This window comes from Gramella jeungdoensis, assembly GCF_023805255.1.
In the GTDB taxonomy this organism is placed as follows: domain Bacteria; phylum Bacteroidota; class Bacteroidia; order Flavobacteriales; family Flavobacteriaceae; genus Christiangramia; species Christiangramia jeungdoensis.
The window spans coordinates 82079-106408 of record NZ_JAMSCK010000007.1; the positions used below are offsets into that span (position 1 = coordinate 82079).

The 24330-nt window shown below is 41.0% G+C and carries 21 protein-coding genes; 10 read left to right on the forward strand and 11 right to left on the reverse strand.

All coding sequences use genetic code 11. From position 1 onward, the window contains the following. Positions 1-108: 108 nt before the first annotated feature. The 3 genes from NE848_RS16250 (at position 109) to NE848_RS16260 (ending at position 2669) form a co-directional block, all read left to right on the forward strand. Entirely contained in the window at positions 109-624 is a 516-nt protein-coding gene (locus NE848_RS16250) for a DUF2975 domain-containing protein (RefSeq protein ID WP_252115656.1), read from the forward strand. A gap of 7 nt (positions 625-631) precedes the next feature. Continuing rightward, positions 632-835 carry a helix-turn-helix domain-containing protein gene (locus NE848_RS16255; RefSeq protein ID WP_252115657.1) on the forward strand — a complete coding sequence of 68 codons (204 nt, stop codon included), beginning with the start codon at positions 632-634 and terminating at the stop codon, positions 833-835. Positions 836-896: 61 nt separating this feature from the next. Further along, on the forward strand, positions 897-2669 hold the full coding sequence (locus tag NE848_RS16260; protein ID WP_252115658.1) for a M61 family metallopeptidase: 1773 nt from the start codon (positions 897-899) through the stop codon (positions 2667-2669). A gap of 98 nt (positions 2670-2767) precedes the next feature. Here the strand turns inward: NE848_RS16260 and NE848_RS16265 are convergent, their stop codons facing one another. From NE848_RS16265 to NE848_RS16285, 5 genes are all read right to left on the reverse strand, one after another. Further along, positions 2768-3058 carry a F0F1 ATP synthase subunit delta/epsilon gene (locus NE848_RS16265; RefSeq protein WP_252115659.1) on the reverse strand — a complete coding sequence of 97 codons (291 nt, stop codon included), beginning with the start codon at positions 3056-3058 and terminating at the stop codon, positions 2768-2770. Positions 3059-3068: 10 nt separating this feature from the next. Next, on the reverse strand, positions 3069-4580 hold the full coding sequence (gene atpD, locus NE848_RS16270; protein ID WP_252115660.1) for a F0F1 ATP synthase subunit beta: 1512 nt from the start codon (positions 4578-4580) through the stop codon (positions 3069-3071). 266 nt (positions 4581-4846) lie between these two features. Further along, positions 4847-6694 (reverse strand): glutamine--fructose-6-phosphate transaminase (isomerizing), encoded by a 1848-nt coding sequence (glmS, locus tag NE848_RS16275; protein ID WP_252115661.1) that lies wholly within the window; start codon positions 6692-6694, stop codon positions 4847-4849. 12 nt (positions 6695-6706) lie between these two features. After that, complete coding sequence (gene bamH, locus NE848_RS16280) at positions 6707-8242, reverse strand: BamH family beta-barrel-assembly machinery protein (RefSeq protein WP_252115662.1); 1536 nt, start codon at positions 8240-8242, stop codon at positions 6707-6709. A 16-nt stretch (positions 8243-8258) separates the two neighbouring features. After that, positions 8259-9071, reverse strand: a complete 813-nt coding sequence (locus tag NE848_RS16285) for a glycogen/starch synthase (protein WP_252115663.1) — start codon at positions 9069-9071, stop codon at positions 8259-8261. Between the two features lie 110 nt (positions 9072-9181). Here NE848_RS16285 and panC point away from each other — a divergent pair, with 110 nt between their 5' ends. The 6 genes from panC to NE848_RS16315 are packed head-to-tail and all read left to right on the forward strand — an operon-like array spanning position 9182 to position 15111. Continuing rightward, positions 9182-10033 carry a pantoate--beta-alanine ligase gene (gene panC / locus NE848_RS16290; protein WP_252115664.1) on the forward strand — a complete coding sequence of 284 codons (852 nt, stop codon included), beginning with the start codon at positions 9182-9184 and terminating at the stop codon, positions 10031-10033. 8 nt (positions 10034-10041) lie between these two features. After that, entirely contained in the window at positions 10042-10392 is a 351-nt protein-coding gene (gene panD / locus NE848_RS16295) for an aspartate 1-decarboxylase (protein WP_252115665.1), read from the forward strand. Positions 10393-10401: 9 nt separating this feature from the next. After that, entirely contained in the window at positions 10402-11367 is a 966-nt protein-coding gene (locus NE848_RS16300) for a lysylphosphatidylglycerol synthase transmembrane domain-containing protein (RefSeq protein ID WP_252115666.1), read from the forward strand. A gap of 34 nt (positions 11368-11401) precedes the next feature. Further along, positions 11402-12547: an alpha/beta hydrolase gene (locus NE848_RS16305; protein ID WP_252115667.1), complete on the forward strand. Its 1146-nt coding sequence runs from the start codon at positions 11402-11404 to the stop codon at positions 12545-12547. Between the two features lie 20 nt (positions 12548-12567). After that, positions 12568-13932 carry a DNA repair protein RadA gene (gene radA / locus NE848_RS16310; RefSeq protein ID WP_252115668.1) on the forward strand — a complete coding sequence of 455 codons (1365 nt, stop codon included), beginning with the start codon at positions 12568-12570 and terminating at the stop codon, positions 13930-13932. 45 nt (positions 13933-13977) lie between these two features. After that, positions 13978-15111 (forward strand): M23 family metallopeptidase, encoded by a 1134-nt coding sequence (locus tag NE848_RS16315; protein ID WP_252115669.1) that lies wholly within the window; start codon positions 13978-13980, stop codon positions 15109-15111. On the opposite strand, the gene NE848_RS16320 is transcribed toward NE848_RS16315, so the two are convergent. The 6 genes from NE848_RS16320 to NE848_RS16345 all read right to left on the reverse strand — a co-directional run bounded on the left by NE848_RS16320 (position 15108) and on the right by NE848_RS16345 (position 23563). Continuing rightward, positions 15108-16142, reverse strand: a complete 1035-nt coding sequence (locus NE848_RS16320; RefSeq protein ID WP_252115670.1) for an NADP(H)-dependent aldo-keto reductase — start codon at positions 16140-16142, stop codon at positions 15108-15110. The genes NE848_RS16315 and NE848_RS16320 overlap by 4 nt on opposite strands. Positions 16143-16145: 3 nt before the next feature. After that, positions 16146-17108: an OmpA/MotB family protein gene (locus tag NE848_RS16325; protein WP_252115671.1), complete on the reverse strand. Its 963-nt coding sequence runs from the start codon at positions 17106-17108 to the stop codon at positions 16146-16148. Positions 17109-17116: 8 nt separating this feature from the next. Continuing rightward, on the reverse strand, positions 17117-17878 hold the full coding sequence (locus NE848_RS16330) for an exodeoxyribonuclease III (protein ID WP_252115672.1): 762 nt from the start codon (positions 17876-17878) through the stop codon (positions 17117-17119). 99 nt (positions 17879-17977) lie between these two features. Next, a complete protein-coding gene (locus tag NE848_RS16335) occupies positions 17978-20941 on the reverse strand; it encodes a GEVED domain-containing protein (protein ID WP_252115673.1) in 2964 nt (987 codons plus the stop codon). A 125-nt stretch (positions 20942-21066) separates the two neighbouring features. Continuing rightward, on the reverse strand, positions 21067-22614 hold the full coding sequence (locus NE848_RS16340) for a glycine--tRNA ligase (RefSeq protein WP_252115674.1): 1548 nt from the start codon (positions 22612-22614) through the stop codon (positions 21067-21069). Positions 22615-22678: 64 nt separating this feature from the next. Beyond that, positions 22679-23563, reverse strand: coding sequence for a hypothetical protein (locus NE848_RS16345; protein WP_252115675.1), 885 nt, complete (start codon positions 23561-23563; stop codon positions 22679-22681). A 69-nt stretch (positions 23564-23632) separates the two neighbouring features. Here NE848_RS16345 and NE848_RS16350 point away from each other — a divergent pair, with 69 nt between their 5' ends. Next, positions 23633-24313 carry a ComF family protein gene (locus NE848_RS16350; protein WP_252115676.1) on the forward strand — a complete coding sequence of 227 codons (681 nt, stop codon included), beginning with the start codon at positions 23633-23635 and terminating at the stop codon, positions 24311-24313. The last annotated feature ends 17 nt before the right edge of the window (positions 24314-24330 follow it).

Here is a 24330-nt window from a genome sequence, read left to right on the forward strand (position 1 = left end):
TTTTTCAATAATTTGATTATATTTGTTATTGATAAACGATAATAAAAGCCACAAATGAATAAAAATTCGCTTTTGAAAATTGCCAATCTGTGTTGTAATTTTTTTAAAATGATAATTGCCATTTCAATAATTGCAATCACATTATTCTTTTTTCATTTTCAATTAGACAGAAGCTCTTATAAAGAATGGAATATAGAAAAACCCGGCAATGATTCTACCGTTCGTTTTGAAAGAGAATCCACTGTAGGAAAAAAACCGGTAGATTTCGATAAATTGAAAATTACAAATTGGAAAATTGGATCACTCTATTATTCTTATTTTAAGTTTACGGCCATCCTGATTCTAATCTATCTTTCACTAAATCAATTCGGAAAAGTGCTTAAATCGGTAAAAGAACTAGAAACCTTTCATCAAACCAATGTACATGCCTTTCGAAGAATTGGCTATTACTGTTTATTCATTGCAGGATTATCACTTTTTAGTTACTGGGAATTTGGGGACTATACAAAAAGTTCTGTTTCTGTTTCAATGAATGTATTATTTACGGCATTACTCGCTTTTATACTCGCCGAAGTTTTCAAGGAAGGAAACAATCTTATGGAAGAAAATCAACTTACTATATAGTAATAGTATGGCGATAATCATAAATCTTGACAGAATTCTTGAAGAAAGAAATATGAAAAGCAACGAACTTGCTGAAATTATTGGCATTACGACTGCTAACCTTTCCATTCTAAAAACCGGAAAAGCCAAGGCTATTCGATTTTCCACGCTGGAAGCAATATGTAAAGCCCTTGATTGCCAGCCCGGAGATATACTGGAATATAAAGCCTGAGCAAGATCTCACATCCAATCAGATAAAATTTTAACTTTAGAAAAAATCTCAAATCAATAATATGCGAACTATTTTTCTGGCTTTACTTCTTCTTAGCTTGATGGGAAATGCCCAAACCAACACCTACAAAATATCATTTGAAAATGCTGCTCATCACGAAGCTAAGGTCAGTATTAGCTTCCCCGATATAAAACCAAATTCCATAATCGTTAGGATGAGTCGTACATCTCCCGGCCGTTATGCCTTACACGAATTCGCGAAGAACGTCTATGGTTTTAAAGCTACCAACAGCAAGGGAGAGCCAATTAAAGTTGAAAGGCCAGATCCTTATTCATGGAAGCTTAGCGATCATGACGGGACGGTAAATATTGAATATATTCTTTTTGCCAATCGCGGTGACGGCACCTATTCCCAAATTGATGAAACCCATGCGCACCTCAATATCCCCGCAACCTTTATGTATGCCGAAAATTTTGAGCATCGGCCGATCTCTGTGAATTTTGATGTAAGGGAAGATCTAAACTGGAAAGTAGCCACCCAACTAAAGGAAGAATCGGGTACTACATATTCGGCACCCGATCTCTATTATTTTATGGATAGCCCTACCGAGATTAGCGATTTTGATATGAAAGAATTTGACCTGGATGATCAAAAGATCAGGTTTGTTCTTCACCACACCGGCACAGAAGAAGAATTCGCTGAGTATTTCGATAAGGTACAACGCATCGTTAAACAGGAAAAAAAAGTGTACGGTGAGCTCCCGGAGTTTGATTACGGGAAATACACCTTTCTTGCCTGTTATATACCCAACGCATCTGGTGACGGGATGGAGCATAGAAACAGCACGATCTTAACCAGCTCGCGATCTCTAAGTGAAGGTGGAATGGAAGGAAATATCGGAACGGTGGCCCATGAGTTCTTCCATGCCTGGAATGTAGAAAGGATACGCCCTGATGAACTGGAACCTTTTAATTTTGCAGAAGCCAACATGACCGGTTCTCTATGGTTTGCTGAAGGCTTCACCAGCTATTATACCGGGCTTATTCTTTGCAGGGCCAATGTAAGAAGCGAAGAGGAGTATATTAATGGGCTTTCCGGAACCTTTAATTATGTGTGGAACTCGCCGGCCCTTGAGTATTTCAACCCGATCGAAATGAGCTACCAGGCGCCTTTTGTAGATGCCGCCACTTCGGTTGACCCGGTTAACCGCGAAAACACTTTTATTTCATATTATTCCTACGGAAGTGTTCTGGGACTTGCACTTGATCTTTCGCTTAGACAGAAGGACCTGAATCTGGATTATTTCATGAAACTTATGTGGAAGAAATATGGGAAGACCGAAGTCGCCTATAAAGTAGAAAATATCGAGAAAACACTAAAAGAATATGCAGGAGACCAATTCGCTTCTGAATTCTTTGACAAGCATATCTACAGTAGCGAAAGACCCGATTATAAAAAATTATTTGAGGCTGTGGGAATAAAGCTGGAGCAAGCCACCAAAAAAGATTATTTCGGAGCATATCTTAGAGCTTCGGAAGATGGTCTTGTGATAGCAGGAAATCCGGTTAAATCAGGTCCAGCCTATAAAGCAGGGCTGGATTCCGGAGATATAATTATAAATGTTGACGGAAATGAGGTGTCCACAGCGGAAGATTTTAATTCTGTTCTTTCAAGCAATGAAGATGGAAATATCAAGGTAGTATTCAGAAGATTTGGAAGTGAGAAAGAAACCGAAGTTAGCCTGGAAACCGATCCTGCTTATTCAATAAGTCTGGATGAGAATGCTTCAAAAAAAGCTCTCAAAAACAGGAAAAACTGGCTGGAAGCAAAATAACCTAAAGACCTCACAGGTTATGGAAACCTGTGGGGTTTGATAAAAAACAAAAGGCCTTTCAATTGAAAGGCCTTTTAATTTTATAATTATTCCTGAAGTTAATCAGCTAAGATAATAGCTTTATTATCCTTCATTTCAAGAACTCCTCCTTTTATAGTGTAGTAAAGAACGTTAGGTTCAGAACCAGATTTAAACGGACTTTCCTTGAATTTCACCTCATTCTGACTTCCGGATGCAAGATCGATCTTAACATCACCTTCTGTTAAGGTAGAAACGATGGGAGCGTGATTGTTCAGCATCTGGAATTCACCATCGTGACCAGGTACTTTTACCGCGTCCACTTCCGCTCTAAATACTACTGCTTCAGGAGTTACTATCTCTAAATACATCTAAATTATTTTAAGATTCAGCAAGCATTTTTTCTCCGGCTTCGATAGCTTCCTCAATAGTACCTTTAAGGTTGAAGGCAGCTTCTGGCAGGTGATCTAATTCACCGTCCATGATCATATTGAAACCTTTGATAGTATCCTTAATATCTACAAGCACTCCTTTAAGACCAGTAAACTGCTCTGCTACGTGGAAAGGCTGAGAAAGGAAACGCTGAACACGTCTTGCACGCGATACCGCAAGTTTATCTTCTTCAGAAAGTTCTTCCATACCAAGGATGGCAATAATATCCTGAAGTTCCTTATATCTTTGAAGTAACTCTTTTACTCTTTGAGCACAATCGTAATGTTCTTTTCCTAAGATATCCGGGGTAAGAATCCTTGAAGTTGAATCAAGAGGATCTACCGCTGGATAGATACCTAGCTCGGCGATCTTACGTGAAAGTACGGTTGTCGCATCAAGGTGAGCGAAAGTTGTTGCAGGCGCAGGGTCGGTCAAGTCATCCGCAGGTACGTAAACCGCCTGTACAGATGTAATAGACCCATTCTTTGTAGAAGTAATACGCTCCTGCATCGCCCCCATTTCGGTTGCAAGTGTTGGCTGATAACCTACCGCAGAAGGCATACGTCCAAGAAGTGCCGACACCTCAGAACCTGCCTGGGTAAAACGGAAAATGTTATCTACGAAGAAAAGAACGTCTTTCCCCTGCCCTTCTCCAGCACCATCACGGAAGAATTCCGCAATTGTAAGACCAGAAAGAGCCACACGAGCACGTGCTCCTGGAGGTTCGTTCATCTGTCCGAATACGAAGGTAGCTTTGGACTCCTTCATAGCCGATTTATCAACTTTCTTAAGATCCCATCCACCTTCTTCCATAGAGTGCATGAAATCATCACCATATTTTATAATTCCAGATTCCAACATCTCTCTAAGAAGGTCATTCCCCTCACGAGTACGTTCACCAACTCCTGCAAATACAGAAAGTCCACCGTGACCTTTCGCGATGTTGTTAATCAATTCCTGGATAAGTACTGTTTTACCAACTCCGGCACCTCCGAAAAGACCAATCTTACCTCCTTTTGCATAAGGCTCAATAAGGTCAATTACTTTAATACCTGTAAAAAGTACTTCTGTAGACACAGATAGATCCTCAAATTTTGGTGCTTCACGGTGAATTGGAAGTCCATCTTCTCCTGCTTTAGGAAGATTTCCTAATCCATCGATCGCATCCCCCACTACATTGAATAATCGCCCGTAAATATCTTTACCAATTGGCATTTGAATAGGGTTTCCGGTAGCAAGAACCTCAACTCCACGGCTAAGACCGTCAGTAGAATCCATCGAAATTGTTCTTACAACATCCTCACCAATGTGCGACTGCACTTCAAGGACTAAAGTAGAACCATCTTTTCTGGCAATTTCCAAAGAATCGTAGATCTTTGGCAGTTCAGCGTTTTCTGAGTCGAACACAACATCAACTACAGGACCAATAATCTGGGCAACTTTACCTGTGACTTTAGACATTTATCTAATTCTTTAATTTTTAATAAAACTCAAAAACCTATTTCCCTGATTTAAAATTTCCTAAAAAAGAAACAGGTCATTTTCAGGCTGCAAAGATAAATTTTTCTGGCAAAAAACATATTGAAATTTTGAGAAGTTTTGATTGTTTCGCAATTCAGCTAAAAACCTGATTTAAAAGCATCAAAATTTAGAAAGGGGAACAATAAAAAATAAAAAAGCCTTCCTGCAAATTTCAGGAAGGCTTTCCAAATTGGTTTATATAATTTCTATTCTACAGTTACTGATTTGGCCAGGTTTCTTGGCTGATCTACATTCTTACCAAGCATAACAGCTATATGGTAAGAAAGCAACTGAAGCGGAATTGTAGTCAATAGCGGAGTAAGAGATTCTATAGTTTCAGGAACCTCGATAACATAATCTGCAAGTTCCCTAACCTCTTCGTCTCCTTTAGTAACAACCGCGATGATCTTTCCTTTTCTAGACTTGATCTCCTGGATGTTACTCACTACTTTTTCGTAATGTCCTTTTTTTGTTGCGATAACCACAACCGGCATCTGCTCATCAATCAAGGCGATAGGACCATGCTTCATCTCTGCTGCCGGATAACCTTCAGCATGAATATATGAGATCTCTTTTAACTTTAGTGCTCCTTCCAGAGCGACAGGGAAATTATAACCCCTTCCTAAATAAAGACAGTTTGGAGCGTCTTTATATTTGAATGCAACCTCCTGGATAAGCTTATCAGACTTCAGCGCTTCTTTCACCTTTTCCGGAATTCTTTCCATTTCCTGTAGATGGAACTGGAAATCACTTTGAGAAATGGTTCCCTTGAATTTACCAAGTTTCAAAGCCATAAGTGTTAAAACAGTGATCTGAGTAGTAAAGGCTTTTGTCGAAGCCACTCCAATCTCTGGCCCAGCGTGGGTATATGCTCCTGCATGAGTTTCCCTTGAAATGGAAGAACCTACTACGTTACAAACACCAAAGGCAAACGCCCCTTTCTCCTTGGCCAGTTTTATGGCAGCCATAGTATCGGCAGTCTCACCACTTTGAGAAATGGCGATCACCACATCATTCTCGGTGATAACAGGATTTCTGTATCTGAATTCTGAGGCATATTCAACCTCCACAGGAATTCTGGCAATATCTTCAAATATATACTCAGCTACGAGTCCGGCATGCCATGAGGTACCGCAAGCGACAATAATGATACGTTTCGCATTGGCTATTCGTTCCATATTATCATCTACTCCGGCCATCCTGATGATACCTTTATCTGCAAGCATCCTCCCGCGATAGGTGTCGCTAATCGCATTTGGCTGCTCATGTATCTCTTTAAGCATAAAATGCTCGTAACCTCCTTTTTCGATCTGTTCAAGATTCAGCTGAAGCTCTTGCATATATGGATCTACCAGTGAATCATCCTTGATTTTTCTAACTCTTACGTTCTTATGTCTCCTAACCACAGCCATTTCTCCATCTTCAAGATAAATAGCATTGTTAGTAAACTCTATAAATGGAGATGCATCTGAAGCCACGAAGAATTCATCTTCACCAACACCAATAGCCAGTGGACTTCCTAAACGAGCCACTACAATTTCATCCGGTTTCGTTTTATTGAAAACAGCGATGGCATAAGCACCTACAGTTTGGTTAAGTGCAATCTGAACAGCTTTTCCCAGCTTCACACCTTCTTTCTTGATCACATCTTCAATAAGATTCACAAGAACTTCTGTATCTGTATCACTTTTGAAAGTATAGCCTCTTTTTTTCAACTCTTTTTTAAGAGCATCATAATTCTCAATAATACCATTATGTATTATCACAAGGTCTCCCGAATTTGAGTAATGAGGGTGAGAATTTACATCATTAGGCTCCCCGTGAGTCGCCCATCTTGTATGGCCAATCCCAACAGTACCATCGGTAGAAATTTCACTTTCCAGGCGGGCCTTTAGATCGGCCACCTTTCCCTTGGTTTTACTCATTTTAAGATCTGTACCATCAAACAAAGCTATTCCGGCACTATCATAACCTCTGTACTCCAGTCTCTGCAGACCTTTCAGGACAATGGGATACGCTTCCCTGTGTCCTATATATCCAACAATTCCACACATATTTCCTTCTTATTAATAGTCGGTGTAATAAATTCTTAATTTAAGTCTTTTTTCATCATTTGATGCCTCATCCCCATACAAAACCGTGCCATAAGGCGTTAACATGCTGGAGCCGGGCACTCTTTCAACATCTTCAACATCTCTAACCGCAGACAAGTTTGAATTGTTGATATTTCCCGTAATTATAAGTCCCAGTTTTACATTTTCTGTGTCCTCACTTAAGATACGACCAAGATGTTGTGTAATTCTTATCTTATAAAAAATCCCATTTTCATCTTCATCTCTTTCCAATCTTGAAGAAAAAACTGTCCTGGAGCTAAGAGGATCATTCTCACTCAAAGTGGGATCAGCCTGATAATCCACAAGAATAGTATTATTCTCCAGATCGTACAGGAATAATCTTTCTGGCTCGGCCGCTCCATTCATTTTCTCCTGATTCACATAGAAAGTCAGGTTAGCTTCATTGATCAACCAGTTATTCTGCTTTAATTCCTCAAGAACAGATTCGTCCGGAAAAAGATCTATCACAGCCATGCTTCCTTCCTGAGATTTCAAATATAAATTCTCAGATCCCACAGAAGATTGCTCTTCTATAGCCGTTAATATGCTCTCAGGAAATTCACCCGTATATGTACTAAACTTATTTCCTCCTGTAAAATTCAGATCATAACTGGCTCTTTTCCTTACAGTCTCATCATCTTCCTCGACATCACGAGTATAATACAGCGTGATTTGGGCATTCTCATCAGAAAGATTAAACATAATCTGAGCCCCTTCAGTACTGTTAGGTTCAGCTTTGATGAAAAGACTCCTCAGATAATTTTTAAAATTGTTATTATTGAGAAGTTCATCAGAACCCTCCTTATCAATAATTTTCTGCTTGAAGTAATCTACCGGAAGTTTTACATACAGGGCTGGAGTATTGGTAATCGTATCATTCTCACCAGACGCATTTACTTCGTAAGTAACAAACGAATCAGCAGATGGTTTAAAATTTTCATTTATATATAGAGGTTCTCCTACAATATTCTCTTCTACTTCTGACTGCTGATCTGAATAATATTTCTGTCTTTCTTCAAAACCCGCGTTCGGATCAAGATCATTCAGGAAATATGAGGTTTCATAAACAGAAAGCTTGAAAGAGCCTTCCCCATAAACCGAATCCAATACATATTCGATATTATCTTCATCACTTGAAGTCTCATCTTCAGAAGCATAATATGGTAACTTAAGCACAACACTATCCAGTTCAACGTTTTCTCCAAAATCTGGATCGGAATTCCCAAGAATTAACTGAGTAACTATACTCGCCGTACTTTCACCATACACGGGATTTTTATTCACTCCCAGAAAATAATTAGTGAGGTTATTGGTTTGAATGGAATTGATCTTTCTGGAATAGGCATTTATATCTACCTCTCTGAGTTCAACATCGGTTGGATTATTTATGATCTCACCTCCAATATCTGTGTAATCTTCATCACATCCTACAAAAGCGAAAACAACAACCAGGAAGGTTGTTATCTGGAACAATCTTTTTAATTTCATTTAATGCTTTTACTTACTATTCAGACAATACTTTAGTTGTATAAAAATCCTGATAAGCCTGGGAGAAATTTTCCGGTTCGGTAAACGGAAGGACTGGTTTATTTAATTTATCTATATATTTCTTCAAATCTTCAGGCACATTATCCCCGCCAATCACCACAGCATCAGAGTTATCCACAGCTGTTTTTAACAGGTTGACAAAAGTAGGGCTTTTTAAATGTTTTACATTGGAATTTTCCAGCCCGTCAAACAAAACTTTTTTATGCATCGTATTATCTAACGTCCCTTCAAAACTTTGATTGTAAACTGAGGTAACTATTTTAGAATCCTTAAATAAAGGCTCGTTCCCGTAGTAGTTTCTCAAATACAATGGCAAAAGAGAAGATAACCAGCCATGCACATGAATGATATCTGGCGACCAGTTAAGCTTCTTAACCGTTTCAATTACCCCTTTAGCAAAGAATATTGCGCGTTCATCATTATCCGGAAAGAGGTTCCCATCTTCATCGGTCAAGGTTGCTTTTCTCTTAAAATAATCTTCGTTATCTATAAAATAAACCTGCATTCTTTCCTTTGGAATAGACGCCACCTTTATAATAAGCGGCATATCCAGATCATTGATTACAAGGTTCATCCCTGAAAGTCTTATTACTTCATGAAGCTGATGCCTTCTTTCATTAATGTTACCAAACCTTGGCATGAAAATCCTTATTTGGCCTCCAAGGTTGTTAACCATTTTAGCAGCTTCAAAAGAGGTTGATGAGATGTCGGTTTCAGGTAAGTAGGGTATAACTTCAGATGAGACGTATAATACTCTCTTATCTTTCATAAATTCTTTGCTTTAGTTGCGTTTCCGAATAAAAAACACGCAAAATTACAAAATTTTATGCAGATTGCCAGAGATATATTAAGTTTGCACGCTGTTAATTTTATAATAAAATGCAGGTTTTTAGGGAGAAAGAGGCAATTAAAAAAGCTATTCAGAATGCTAAATCTGAAGGTAAGAGCATTGGTTTAGTCCCAACCATGGGAGCTCTTCACGAAGGCCATCTTTCTCTGGTTGAAAATGCCGTTAAAGAAACCGACCAGGTCGTGGTAAGTATTTTTGTAAATCCTACCCAGTTTAATAATCCTGATGATCTGGAAAAATACCCTCGTACTCCCCAAAAGGACCTTCAGCTTCTGGAAGGCCAATTTGAGAATCTGTGGGTTTTTATTCCTGGGGCAAATGAACTTTACGGCGATAACATCCTTTCTGAAAATTTTGATTTCGACGGATTGGAATCGGTAATGGAAGGAAAGTATAGAAACGGACATTTTGACGGGGTGGGTACCGTGGTAAAACGCCTGTTCGAAATAATCAAACCCGATAAAGCTTTTTTTGGTGAAAAAGATTTTCAGCAATTACAGATTATCAGGAAGCTAATCGAAAAGACTGGTTTGCCTGTTGATATTGTAGGCTGCCCTATCTTAAGGGAAGAATCGGGGCTTGCAAGGTCTTCGAGAAATGAACGTCTAAGTAGCCAAAACCGTGAAAAAGCGGCTTTTATATATGAAACCCTTAAGGATGTAAAAGCCTTATTTGGCACAAAAAGTGCACAATATATAACGAATTGGGTTGAGGAGAGATTTGAAAAACATCCGTTTTTAAAACTGGAATATTTTGAAATCGCAGATTCCCGAACTTTGAAAAAGATAAACGAAAAAAGAAAAGGAAGTCAATACAGGGCTTTTATCGCTGCTTATGCAGAGGATATCAGACTAATTGACAATATTGCCCTAGATAACTAAATTAAAACATGCAGGTTCACGTAGTAAAATCAAAAATTCACCGGGTAAAAGTAACAGGTGCCGATTTAAACTATATTGGAAGCGTCACCATAGATGAAGACCTTATGGAAGCGGCCAACATTATTGAAGGAGAAAAGGTTCAGATCGTAAACAACAACAACGGAGAAAGGCTGGAGACCTACGTTATTCCAGGCCCAAGGAATTCTGGCGAAATAACTCTCAATGGCGCTGCAGCCAGAAAAGTTGCCAAAGGAGATATACTTATTATCATCGCCTACGGAATCATGGAAATAGAAGAAGCCAAAAGCTTTAAACCGGCACTGGTATTTCCAGACGAAGAAACAAATTTGCTGAAGTAAAATTCATTCGTGAATAAAAAACTAACCAGGATATTAAAGATCAGTATTCCCCTGTTATTGGGGATTTTTTTGATCTGGTATTCTCTGGAAAGTTCAACTCCTCAGGAACGCGAAAATCTTTGGCAAAGCATACGAGAGGCGAATAAATTCTGGATCCTGGTTTCCTTCCTGCTGGGCACACTCTCTCACATATCAAGGGCTTACCGCTGGAAATACATGCTGGAACCAATGGGATATTCTTCATCCCTTTCCAATCGGTTTATGGCTGTGATGGCAGCATACCTGGCAAATTTTGGTATCCCCAGATCTGGTGAGGTCCTTAGGGCGGTTACCCTTACAACCTATGAAGACGTCCCATTCGAGAAAGGTTTTGGGACTATTATATCCGAAAGGGTTGCAGATCTTCTAATACTAATGCTTATTATAGGGCTAGCTCTTATCTTCCAAACCAACGACCTTCTTGCCTATCTTCATAATCAAAATATCAATCCGCTTTTTACATTTTTTATATTCCTTGGACTGGTAGGCATTGCGATACTTGGTCTTAACCTAATTAGAAGATCCAACTGGCTACCATTCAAAAAGATCAAAGAACTTGCTAAAGGCCTGCTGGATGGTATGAAAAGCATCCTGAAGATGAGACAGAAATGGGCCTTTATCCTCCACACAATTTTTATCTGGACAGCCTATTTGATAATGTTCTTCGTTATAAAACTAAGTATTCCAGAGACCACAGATACTCCCATTGGTATCATAATGGCCGCTTTTGTAGTGGGTTCATTCGCCGTTTCAGCTACAAATGGCGGAATTGGTGTTTATCCACTGGCCGTTGGCGGTGTATTGATGTTTTTCGGGGTCGAAAAGCATGGGGCCGAAGCCTTCGGATGGATCTCCTGGGCCACACAAACCGCTGTAGTCCTGCTATTTGGAGGTTTATCCTTTATTTTTCTTCCTCTTTTAAACAATAGGAAATAATTATATATTGTAGGTCCGAATCAATACTACACCTATGAAACGATTATTAACTCTAATGGCAATTTTATTGCCTTTATTGACCTACGCACAGATCAAATACGAAAGTATTTCTTCAGAAAAACTGGGAGAGACCAGGCAACTAAAAATTCAGTTACCTAGAAATTATGACGAGAACGCCGAAAAGAGATACCCGGTTGTGGTAGTTCTTGATGGTGATTACCTTTTTGAACCCGTTGCCGGGCTTATAGACTATTATTCTTACTGGGAAGATACCCCCGAAATGATCGTGGTTGGAATAAACCAGGATGGAATAAGGATAGACGATACGGCTTATGCCGAGAACGATTTTCTACCTGTCGAAAAAGGAGCGAAATTCTTTGAATTTATCGGGATGGAACTTCTTGCTCAATTAGATCAGAAATACCGTACCGCGAATTTCAGGATCATTGTGGGACACGATTTCACTTCGAATTTTATCAATTACTATTTACTGAAGGAAAATCCCGTTTTCCAGGGCTATATAAATCTGAGTCCAGATCTGGCACCCGAGATGGCAAACAGAATAACAAATGCTCTTAGCACTTGTGAGGCCAAAACATGGTTCTATCTTGCCACGGCAACCGATGATATCCCTGCATTGAAAGAAGGTATTATGGGACTGGACAATCAATTGAAAAATATAGATAACCAGAACCTTAATTATAAATTCGATGATTTTCAGGATGCTACTCACTATTCTTTAGTGGGAAAAGCAATCCCGTCGGCAATAGAAAGCATGTTCAAAATCTATCGCCCTATTTCCCGAAAGGATTATAACGAGATTCTGCTTCAGACCTCTGTATCTCCTTCTGAATATCTTGCCGAAAAATACAATTCGATAGAAGAGCTGTACGGGTTGGAAAGACAGATCAGCGTGAACGATTTTATGGCCATATATAATGCCATTGAAAAGACGCGAAACTGGGAGGAATATAAATCTCTTTATAAAATGGCAAATGAGCACTATCCCGGAACCATGCTGGGAACCTTCTTCGAGGCACGCTATGAAGAGGAGACCGGCAACCCTAAGCGAGCCATGAGAATCTATCAGAATGCATACGGACAAAAGAAAATTGCCTTTCTGGATACCGATTATATGCTGGAAAAAGCCGAAGCCATTAAAAAAGATTTCGGTTATTAGCATAAAATTGTTCATCTAATATGGCCAAGGTCAAGACCACTTTTTATTGTCAGAAATGCGGAGCACAATATTCCAAATGGCAGGGAAAATGCAATTCCTGCGGTGACTGGAATACGATTGTTGAAGAACTGGTTGAAAAGCCCGATCCTAAAGACTGGAAGACTTCAGCAAAAAAAGAAGCTAAAAAGGCTTCCAAACCGCTACTAATCGCTGAAATAGAAAATACACCTCAAAACAGGATGAACACCGGGAATAATGAGCTGGACCGGGTACTGGGCGGTGGCCTTGTTCCCGGCTCCTTAACATTACTGGGAGGCGAACCTGGAATAGGAAAAAGTACCCTTTTACTTCAGATATCACTGGGATTAAGATACCGAGTGTTATATGTTTCGGGAGAAGAAAGCCAGCAGCAGATAAAGATGAGAGCCGAAAGGATCAATCCTGATCCTGCCAATTGCTTTATCCTTACCGAAACCAAGACCCAGAATATTTTCCGCCAGGTGGAAGAAGTAGACCCTGAAGTGGTGATCATAGATTCCATCCAGACACTTCACAGTGATTATATTGAAAGCTCCCCGGGAAGTATTTCCCAGATCAGGGAATGTACCGCCGAACTCATAAAATTTGCTAAGGAGAGTAATACTCCGGTACTCCTGATTGGTCATATCACCAAAGAAGGGAGTATCGCGGGACCTAAAGTGCTTGAGCATATGGTGGATACTGTGCTTCAGTTTGAAGGAGATCGCAATCATGTTTACCGGATTCTTAGAGCCCATAAGAACAGGTTTGGATCTACTCACGAGTTAGGGATCTACGAAATGCAGGGAAGCGGACTAAGGGAAGTGACCAATCCTTCTGAAATACTCATCTCCAAGAACGAGGAAGACCTGAGCGGAACTGCCATAGCCTCAACTTTAGAAGGGATGCGCCCACTTATGATAGAAATCCAGGCTTTGGTGAGTACAGCGGTATATGGAACACCTCAGCGATCTACCACAGGCTATAACGCAAAAAGACTGAATATGCTTCTTGCGGTCCTGGAAAAAAGAGCCGGTTTCAGGCTTGGAGCCAAAGATGTCTTTTTGAATGTGACCGGAGGAATTACCGTTGATGATCCTGCGATAGATCTTGCGGTGATCGCCGCAATTCTATCTTCTAACGAGGATATTTCCCTGGAAAAGGACACCTGTTTTGCAGCTGAAGTTGGCCTTGCAGGTGAGATACGACCCGTGACCCGCGTGGAACAGCGTATTCTGGAAGCCGAAAAATTAGGCTTCGCCTCTATCATGGTCTCAAAACAAAGTAAAATCCCTAAGACCAGTTTTCAAATCAGAATAATAAGAGTAGCCAAAATCGAAGATGTGGTTAGCCATCTTTTTGGTTAGAAATGGCATAATTGCTGCGTATATTTATCTCAATTTGAGGTTAATATGCAAAGATTAAAACTCTTCTTTTTCTTTTTCGCTTTTCTCATCCTTTCCTGCTCCCAGTTGGAAAAGGCCGAAGATCTTATTACCGGACTTTCAGAAAAGGAACGCTATAAAAAGGAAGAAGATATTTCTGATGAGATATTTGAAATATGGGAAAGCAGAGTTGAAAAAGCCTTACGCGACAGCATAGAAATAGAATTACCCTATTCTGAAAGCGGAGAGTTAAAACCCAGGAATTTTGCTATATATTCTTACGAAATATACCTGATGCCGGGCGAGGTTCTGGATGCCCAAATAGAAACGGACACAAACTCTACCCTGATTTTTTCATCATTATACAGGAAATTTTCAGAAGAAAATGAAGGTTTTGAAGAAATAGCTGTCGGAAAGCCGGAACAAAGATCCTTAAAATTCGAAATACAGGAGAAGGGTTTATATAAACTGGTACTTCAACCCGAAATCGAAGCCAACACAGCATTCACTATAAAAATCCAGAAGAATCCCGCCTATCTGTTTCCTGTTTTGAATGGTAAAAATTCAGATATAGGCAGTTACTGGGGTGATATGCGTGAAGGAGGAAAAAGAGATCATAAGGGTATTGATATTTTTGCTGAGAGAGGGACCCCTGTTATAGCTGCGACTGCCGGCCGGGTTGGTTTCACGGGAGAAAAAGGCCTGGGAGGCAAACAAATATGGCTAAGGGACAGTAAGCGCAAACTTTCACTATACTATGCTCACTTGGACAGTATAAAACCGGGACTTAAAAGAGTACAACAAGGTGATACACTTGGTTTTGTAGGTAACACGGGCAACGCAAGATCTACTCCGCCCCATCTGCATTTCGGGATCTATAAAAGAAGGTACGGTGCTCTTGATCCCTTGGGGTTTGTTTACCAGACCGAAGAGCTTGAAGAGCCCAAAAGCGAAGATGAAATCGTTTCCAGATTAAAGGTGATCTCACAGAAAGCCAATTTCCGGAATAAACCGGCCTCCAATAATTCAGAAATACTAAAGACCGGAAATTACGGTGAACTTTTATTTGTACAGGGAAAAACTGCCGACTGGTTTCACGTAAGAGACAGTCTGGACCGTTCTATGTTCATCCACGAAAGTCTTGTACAATCGGCTTACTAAGGAGCCGGGTTCGGGATAGCTTTATGGATCTCATCTATTTCTTTCAGAATTTCTTCCGAAAGCTCAACATCGATACTATCAATATTTTCTTTTAACTGATCCATACTGGTAGCTCCTATGATATTACTGGTCACGAAAGGCTGCTGATTTACAAACGCCAGTGCAAGATGGGTAAGGCTTAATCCATGTTTATCTGCCAGGTCTTTATAACTCCTGGTGGCTTCTACCGCCTCATCGTTTGAATATCTTTTGTATTGGGGAAAAAGATCCAACCGGCTGTTCTTCTGAATTCCATTAAGATGTTTTCCTGTAAGCGTTCCCATACCCAAGGGTGAGTATGGCAGAAGTCCCACCTTTTCCCTGAGACAAATCTCCGTTAGACCGATTTCATCTTTACGGTTCAACAGGTTATAGGGGTTTTGAACACTTACAACTCGAGGAAGGTCATTTTTGCTCTCTTCCAGGAAACGCATCAACCCGAAAGGTGTTTCGTTGGAAAGCCCGATATATCTGATCTTTCCCTGAAGAATAAAATGTTTCAGGTTTTCAAGGATCTCCCTGAAATTATCCTCCCACTCTTCATCATGATCGTGGTCATAACCCAGTTGCCCGAAATAATTCGTATTTCTTTCGGGCCAGTGCAGCTGATAAAGGTCTATATGATCTGTCTGTAATCTTTTAAGGCTGTTATGTATAGCATCCTCAATTGCCTTTTTATGAAAGCCAAGATCAGGCCGAATATGCGATACCATATCTGCTGGACCGGCTACTTTAGAAGCGATCACAACATCGCCTCTCCTACCTGTCTTTTTTAGCCAGGTTCCTATAATCTCTTCGGTACTGCCCTGAGTTTCGGGTTTCGCAGGCACGCTGTACATCTCGGCGGTATCTATAAAATTCACACCACGATCCAGCGCATAATCAATTTGTTCGTGTCCCTCTGCTTCGGTATTCTGTTGTCCCCAGGTCATGGAACCCAGGCATATCTTACTTACTTTTAAATCGGTGTTCGGCAGTTTGCTATACTTCATGTATTAATCAATTTCATTCAGAACTCTGGTGATCTCATCCAGCTTTGGCGTTAGGATCACCTCAATTCTTCTGTTTTTTGCTCTCCCTATTTCAGAATCATTTGGGGCCACAGGAGCATATTCACCTCGCCCGGCGGCTGTTAGATTCTGCGGATCTATATTTGGATTTTCTCTTAATATCTGTACAATGGAAGTGGCCCTTTTGGTAGAAAGATCCCAGTTATCTTTTAACTGTCCGCTTCCTCCGTAAGGGACATTATCTGTATGTCCCTCGATCAAAACCGCGATATCCGGATTTTCGGCAAGTACAGATCCAAGTTGTTTCACCGCTTTTCTTCCTTCAGCATTCACAGCCCAGCTACCCGAATCGAATAAAAGTTTGTTCTCCATTGAAACATACACTTTTCCACCTCTTTGTTCCACGCTAAGGCCTTTGCCTTCAAAATTGGTGAGCGCATTGGAAACGGCTTCCTTAAGTGCATTCATTTTAGCATCCTTGGCAGCGATAACACTTTCCAGCTCATCGATTCTCTGAGATCTTATAGCCAGATCTTTTTCAAGTTTCTCGAGCCTGTTCTTTTCCTGTATCAAAGCTGCTTCTTTCTCATCCAACTGAGCGAGCAATTCCCTGTTCTGCCTTGAATTTTCAGCTATAGCCGCGGAACTGTTCTGCTCTAATGCATCATATGATTTCTCCAGGCTTTCGTAATTCTTTCTCAGCGTATTCAGCTTTTGCATAAGATCATTGCGCTCTGTGGTGATGGTCTCATAATCTGTACGAAGATTTGATAGCTCCTGTTTAAGTTGTTCGTCTGAACGCCTAAAATCTTCAAGTTCTCCGCTCATCTCACGATTCTCGCGCTGAAGAGCTGCAGTTCTGCTTTCAAGTTCATCATATTTCTTGGCTGAAACACAGGAGTTCAATAAGATCAAACCTGCTAAAAAAACGATTGCTTTGATTTTCATAATTAAGTTTATTCTATTTCTACAAGAACGGGACAATGATCGCTATGGTATGCTTCAGGCAAAATTACGGCTCTTTTCATGCGATCCTTTAGCGATTCTGCCACCAGATTATAATCTATCCTCCACCCCTTATTATTATTCCTGGCATTGGCTCGGTAGCTCCACCAGGAATACTGATGTGGTTCATCATTGAAATGCCTGAAAGAATCTATAAAGCCGCTTTTCATGAAGCTGTCTATCCAGGCTCTCTCTTCAGGAAGGAATCCCGAAACATTCTTAAGCCTTACCGGATCATGAATATCAATGGCCTCGTGACAGATATTATAATCGCCACAGATGATCAGATTAGGAATATCCTGTTTTAGCTCGTCAATATATTCCTGAAAATCGTCCATGAACCTGAACTTATGTTCCAGGCGCTGAATATTGGTTCCTGAAGGCAGGTAAAGACTCATTACCGAAAAATCCTCAAAATCGGCACGGATATTACGGCCTTCATGATCCATATGGTCTATGCCGGTTCCATATTCAACATTCTTAGGTTCTGTTTTACTGAGAATTGCGACTCCTGAATAGCCTTTCTTTTGGGCGGGATGCCAGTAATGATAGGGGTAACCAGCTTTTTCGAATTCTTCAAGATCCAGCTGCTCGGGATGAGCTTTGATCTCCTGTATACAAACTATATCCGGATTGGCCTGCTGCAGCCACTCTAAAAAGCCCTTACGTATAGCGGCGCGAATACCGTTTACGTTATAAGAAATGATGGTCATAAAACTTCAAATTTTCCCAAAAATAAAGCTATCTGAACTAAATACAAGTCCACGATCCAGTTTATAAGCAGAAAAAAACGAAATTAAAAGTACCGATGTTTACTTCACGATAAAGCGCACCACTTTACCTACTTTCCTGGTTCCAACCCTTACCAGATAGACACCCCGTGCAGCATACGACATATCCAGCTCATACACATATCCTTCGCCTTCGTTGAAAAGCTGATTTTCAAGCATTTTCTGGCCCAGCACATTATGAACGGTAATCCTTAGAGGCTCGTCAAAACTTGTTTCCATGATTACCCGGTATTGGCCACTTCCTACAGTCACCACGGCAAGTTCTGCCTCGTTAAGGATAAAGTCCTCAATGTCGATGGTACTATCGGTCACGTTCACCGAATAATCATGTGTGGTGCCATATTGCATCACCGAGCAGGGATCGTTCAGATCACCATCATAGCGGGTATCCCCGGCACGTATTCTCAGCAAATGCTGACCCAGTGGCGCATCTGCGGGAAGGCTGAAATCAAAAGACAACCAGGTATTCTTCCTGTTGATCACTTCAGAGGTGATGAGCCTTTCCTCATCATCAAACACACCATTATCATCAAGGTCTATCCACATCGAGAATTGTTCGGCATCATCCTCAGCAAAATAAGACTGTACCCTAAGCGTAAAATCTCCCTGCGATCTATCAAGATCTGTGGACTCACCAATAAAGTCTATATATCCGTCACCGCAGGGAATACGCTCATTCAAAATATCCCCTAGTTCAAAATACGAGATCCCATCTCCAAAGGAGCAGTCTGAACCTTCGGGTATACAGTTTAGATTAGCCACCGATTTGGTTTCAGAATCATTAGAAGGGTCAAAATCATCTTCCAGTCTGGTGCGGGCAGTTATTCGGTATCTCCCGAAAGGTTCCAGACTTGCGGTTTGATTGAAGGTAAAAACGGCTTCTTCCCCTACGGGAAGGCTTTGATTGAACACCTCTCTTACTGGAGCGTTATTTCCTATCTGGTAGGTGACCGGGAATCCCTGCTGAGGCTCACCCCCAAAGTTCTCAAGGGTTACGGTCACTTCTTCAGTACCTCCAAGACTCTGACCTGTTGATGGAGCATCAATAGAGGTCACCCCAACATCACGTGGTGGCAGGTTCTTAACTTGCTCTTCAATGGTGTCATTTTCAGGATTCGAGTCATTTTCCAGGTTTGTGGAAACAGTTATAGTGTATATTTCGCCAATTTCAGAAAGATCGGCAGTTTGCTCAAAGGTGAATTCGGCAAAGCTGGAAGCAGCAATCGATCCTTCAAAAGTTTCGGTTACCTCAGGCCCTCCATTTATGCTGTAGCTCACTTCAAAATCAGATTGCGCATTAGTCCCAAAGTTTCTTATACGAACACTTATCACTTCAGAAGAAGTTAATGTGGCATCCTGCGGAGTAAGCAATGATGTAACACCAATATCATTAGGCTCGTCTGCGGCAATTCTAAAAACCCCGACTTTGTTCACTCGCTGATTTCCTCTAAATACTTCACCGTTATGCCAGAAAGTAACACCATCGGAAGGATCTATACTCAAATGAGCATAATCACCATATCGGGAATTAGGATCGGGACTTTCACCTTCCACAATTGATTGTTCCTCGAGTGTCATTAACCCCAGTTGATCGTTCACAAAGCGCCCAGTATATCGTAAAGAAGGAGCAACGGGATCGGCGGGACTATCATCAAGCACGGTATATGCAAGACCAATATTCCCCCGTGCATCGATACCTATACTTCCACTAAACCTGTCCCTCTTATCGGGAGCGTAGGTTCCTTCCTGGTAAACACTCCACAACCCACCGTCACTCTGCTGCCTTAACTCATACCATCTGATCCCTGCATGTTCAGCAGCGGTAGGATCCACATCAACCACAAAATTCATCACTACCGAATTATAGCCGGCAAATCTTCTGTACTGGGTCATATACATCATGGTGGCCTGCAAAGCATCCAAATCGGGAGCATCAAAAGGTTGTGCCAGATTGGAAAAAGAGCCCCCATCAAATGTGGCAATGAATGGTGATACCCCATCGGCAGCTGACAATTCCTGGCTTTCAGATATCACAGAAGAGCCAGGGTTGTTCCAGTCAACATTTATAAGCCAGATCTTTAAATGATCTTCATTAACTCCTGCCCAGGAATCATCCTGAAGGAAAATAATAGGTGAATTTCCAGGTGGAGGAAGGTCGGGACCAATCGTCTGAAAGCCTGCAGGACTGTAAAAACCATTTGTCTCTATTCCCGGCAACGGAAAGGATACAATCTGGGCAGTTTCTCCCTGAAGCATTTTATCTCTTTCAACCACATACACCACCGGACTTTCATCGGCCGTCCTGGAATTCTTATTGGTGGTTATATAATATCCATCACCCCACACCGACATTTTGGGATAATCGGGCAAAACTGCATTGGTAGTAAATCTGTAGGTATACCAACCATCATTTACAGGGTCAGGACCCTGGGAAACAGCAATAAGAAAACTTTCTGGAGTATCGCTAAACTGGCTAATAATATATCTGTTTGCTGCCTCATCATAAACAACGATAGGATCACCAAGGATCTCTCCTTCAAACTCTCCTCCAATACTGGCAAGGGAAGCAGGCGGCACGACCTGGTTTCCGCTTTTATCCCAAATTGAGAATGCCGAATTCCAGGCATTCACATAATGATCGGGTCCAGCAACACCAGTAGGATCGGTAGGAGTAGACTGGGAAATAGCCGCGTCAAACGTAATGATCGGCGTTCTGGCCTTTATCTCACCCATCTTGTTTTGCAGAGCAGGATCTTCCGTCTTTGGCAGTCCTTTCCCCGGCACCACCTGGTTGATACCCCTGTTCCGGGGATTATATATTTTAAATTCAGTAGAGGGTGGTACCAGCTTTGACTTAGATAGTGAGCCTGACAAAACCGCTTTTGCGGAATCTATATACACAGGGCCTGCTTTTTCCTGTTTCTGCCCGAAACAGGTAAGATGAAAAACTATGCTGAAAGTAAAAAGGAAAAGTAATTTTTTCATCATGTAGGGATGTGCTTCAATAATTCATTAAAAATAGGCAATCTTGGAATAAACCGAATAAAAAAAGGCAATGAATAAATCGATTGCCCTTCTTAAATTACTCATAAAAAGCTGAATTCGTTTTCTTATTCAGCAAAATCTTTCATCCAGGTCTTGAAATCTGTCTCTTTCCTGATAAGTGCATCAAGCTCTGTTACCAGAACTCTTTTTTGCTCCATAGTATCCCGGAACCTCACGGTAACAGAATTGTCCTCCAGTGATTCATGATCTACAGTGATACATAAAGGAGTTCCCGCAGCATCCTGGCGACGGTATCTTCTACCTATAGCGTCTTTTTCATCATACTGCACATTGAAATCCCATTTAAGATCATCAACTATTTTCTGTGCCATTTCAGGCAATCCATCCTTTTTCACCAATGGAAGTATCGCAGCCTTCGTTGGAGCCAGCACCGCTGGTAATTTAAGTACCGTCCTAGTATTTCCGTCTTCAAGCTCTTCTTCTTTGAGGGAAGCAGAAAGTACGGCAAGGAACATCCTGTCCAGACCTATAGAGGTCTCAATTACATAAGGAACATAGTTCTCCTTGAGTTCAGGATCATAAAACCTTAATTTTTTTCCTGAATACTCTTCATGAGCCTTCAGGTCGAAATCAGTCCTGGAATGTATCCCTTCCAACTCCTTAAATCCGAATGGAAAATCGAATTCTATATCGGCCGCTGCATTGGCGTAATGTGCAAGTTTCTCATGGTCATGAAAACGGTAATTCTCTTCGCCAAGGCCCAGTGATTTATGCCACTTGAGTCGAGTTTCTTTCCATTTCTCATACCACTCCAATTCTTCTCCGGGACGCACAAAGAATTGCATCTCCATCTGTTCGAATTCACGCATCCTGAAAATGAACTGTCGCGCAACGATCTCATTTCTAAAAGCCTTTCCTATCTGTGCGATTCCGAATGGTATCTTCATCCTCCCGGTTTTCTGAACATTCAGAAAATTCACGAAGATTCCCTGTGCGGTTTCGGGACGAAGGTATAATTGAGTAGCCGAATCGGCCGAAGCTCCCAGCTTGGTACCAAACATAAGGTTGAACTGCCTTACTTCTGTCCAGTTCTTTGATCCTGTCTCGGGATCGGCGATCCCCAGTTCTTCGATCAGGGCTTTTACATCGGCAAGATCTTCATTAGTAAGCGAACGTGCCAACCGCTCAAGGATCTCTTTTCGATCTCCAAGATATCTCTGTACTCTGGGATTCGTCTCCTTATACATTTCCTCATCAAAGTCATCACCAAATCTTTTCTTTGCTTTGGCAATTTCCTTTTCGGCTTTCTGAAGCAGTTTTTCAGCATGATCTTCTACAAGAACATCAGCTCTGTAACGCTTTTTTGAATCCTTGTTATCAATTAATGGATCATTAAAAGCATCTACGTGACCCGAAGCCTTCCAGGTGGTTGGATGCATAAGGATCGCTGCGTCGATACCAACGATGTTCTGATGCAACTGGGTCATGCTTCTCCACCAGTATTCTTTGATGTTTTTCTTTAATTCTGCTCCGTTCTGCCCATAATCATAAACGGCGCTTAGTCCGTCATAGATTTCACTCGAGGCGAAAATATACCCATACTCTTTAGCATGGGAGATTACATTCTTAAAAAGATCTTCTTGTTTTGCCATGGCGCAAAAATAAAAAAACCGCCCTGAATTATCTCAAGGCGGCCTTCAAATTATAAATTTAAGTTTAATCCAGACTAAAACTTGCCGTTCCAAGCAGTAAGGCGTCATTATAAACATATACCTTATAATTACCTTCCAGTAATCTATCTTCTATCGTATTGGCGAGGATACAAACATCAAGTTCTTCATTCTCATAATAAACTTTTGATGCCGCACTGTAAACCATGGTTCCTCCCTCGTGCTGAACTACGATCTCGTCTCCAACCAGTTCATTTTCGGGGTTATAGACCTGAACATACATGTTCTTTTCACCTGGCTCTGCCAGGTCATTAGCCGTAAGGGTAAAACAGGTTCTTATCTGGTCTACTCTTCTGTTATTATCATTTTCAACAAGTTTACCACTATTCCTTACGATTACCCCGCCTCCGGAAAGACTGGTGACTTTCAATCTCGAAGCCTTATCAACCTTGGTCGAAAGACTCTGATTGGTGGTTTTTAATGAATCGGACAGTTTAGTACGCTCTTCAAGCGCTACACTGGTACTGTCAAGAGAACTGGTGAGTTGCTGGTTCTGGGCACTTAAACTGTCAACCACTCTGAAAAGACGGTCTTTTTCAGCTTTAAGATTCCCTATCTCCCTCCTGTATCGGGAAATAAGCACAAGATTTGCCTCATTATCCTTAACCGAATCAAGCAATCTGGAGATACGGTCCCTGGCATTTACCAGGTCCTGATCCATGATCTCATTTTCCTCAATAGCTTCATCGTATTTCACGATAAGCTCGTTGAGTTCATCTTCGATCACCGCTTTTTCCTTTTGTAGAATCTCTTTATTTTCTTTTTCCTCATTATAGAATTTAATGGTATAAATACTAAGCGCAACCAGGGCTACAGCAAGAATACCGGTTAAAACCTTCAATGCGGTATTGTTTTTCTTTTCTGTCATCATAAGTATAATTAAGTATATTTAGTTTGTAAATTTATATGTTTAGAAAGCTAAGATACAAGCCCTTAACAAATGTTTCACGATTTTGTCGATCTTCTTTATCCTCCGGTGTGTCACATTTGTGAAGCTAGTTTATTAAAAAATGAACATATCATCTGTACTTCCTGCCTGCATGATCTTCCCATAACGAAGTACCACCTTGATAACGAGAACCCTGTAAAAAAAGTATTTTATGGTCGTGTAAAGATAAAGAACGCTACCGCTTTGATGCACTTCCGAAAAAAAGCCGGAGTACAGCATCTTATCCATGACCTCAAGTACAGAGGGCATCGCGAGATTGGAAGCTATCTTGGGAAATGGCTGGGAGAAGAACTTTCTAGCATCCCGGAATATCAGGATATAGATATCGTAATTCCCGTACCTCTTCATAAAACCAAACTGAAACAGAGAGGTTTTAACCAGGTGGAGGACTTTGGAAAGGAAATAGCGAAAGCAATCAATGCAGAATATTACGATGACATCCTGTTAAAGATCAGTAAAACTCAGTCCCAGACTTTTAAGGACAGGTTATCGCGATGGGGTAAACTGGAGGAAACACTGGATATTCAGAATACGGAGAAGGCTTTCAATAAGCATATTTTAATAGTTGACGACCTGGTCACCACAGGAGCCACCCTGGAAGCCTGCGCTCATAAGCTTTTGGAAATCCCAGGAGTGGAACTAAGTCTTGCCACCATGGCAATTACAGATTAAGCTTTGCGTTGTAATTC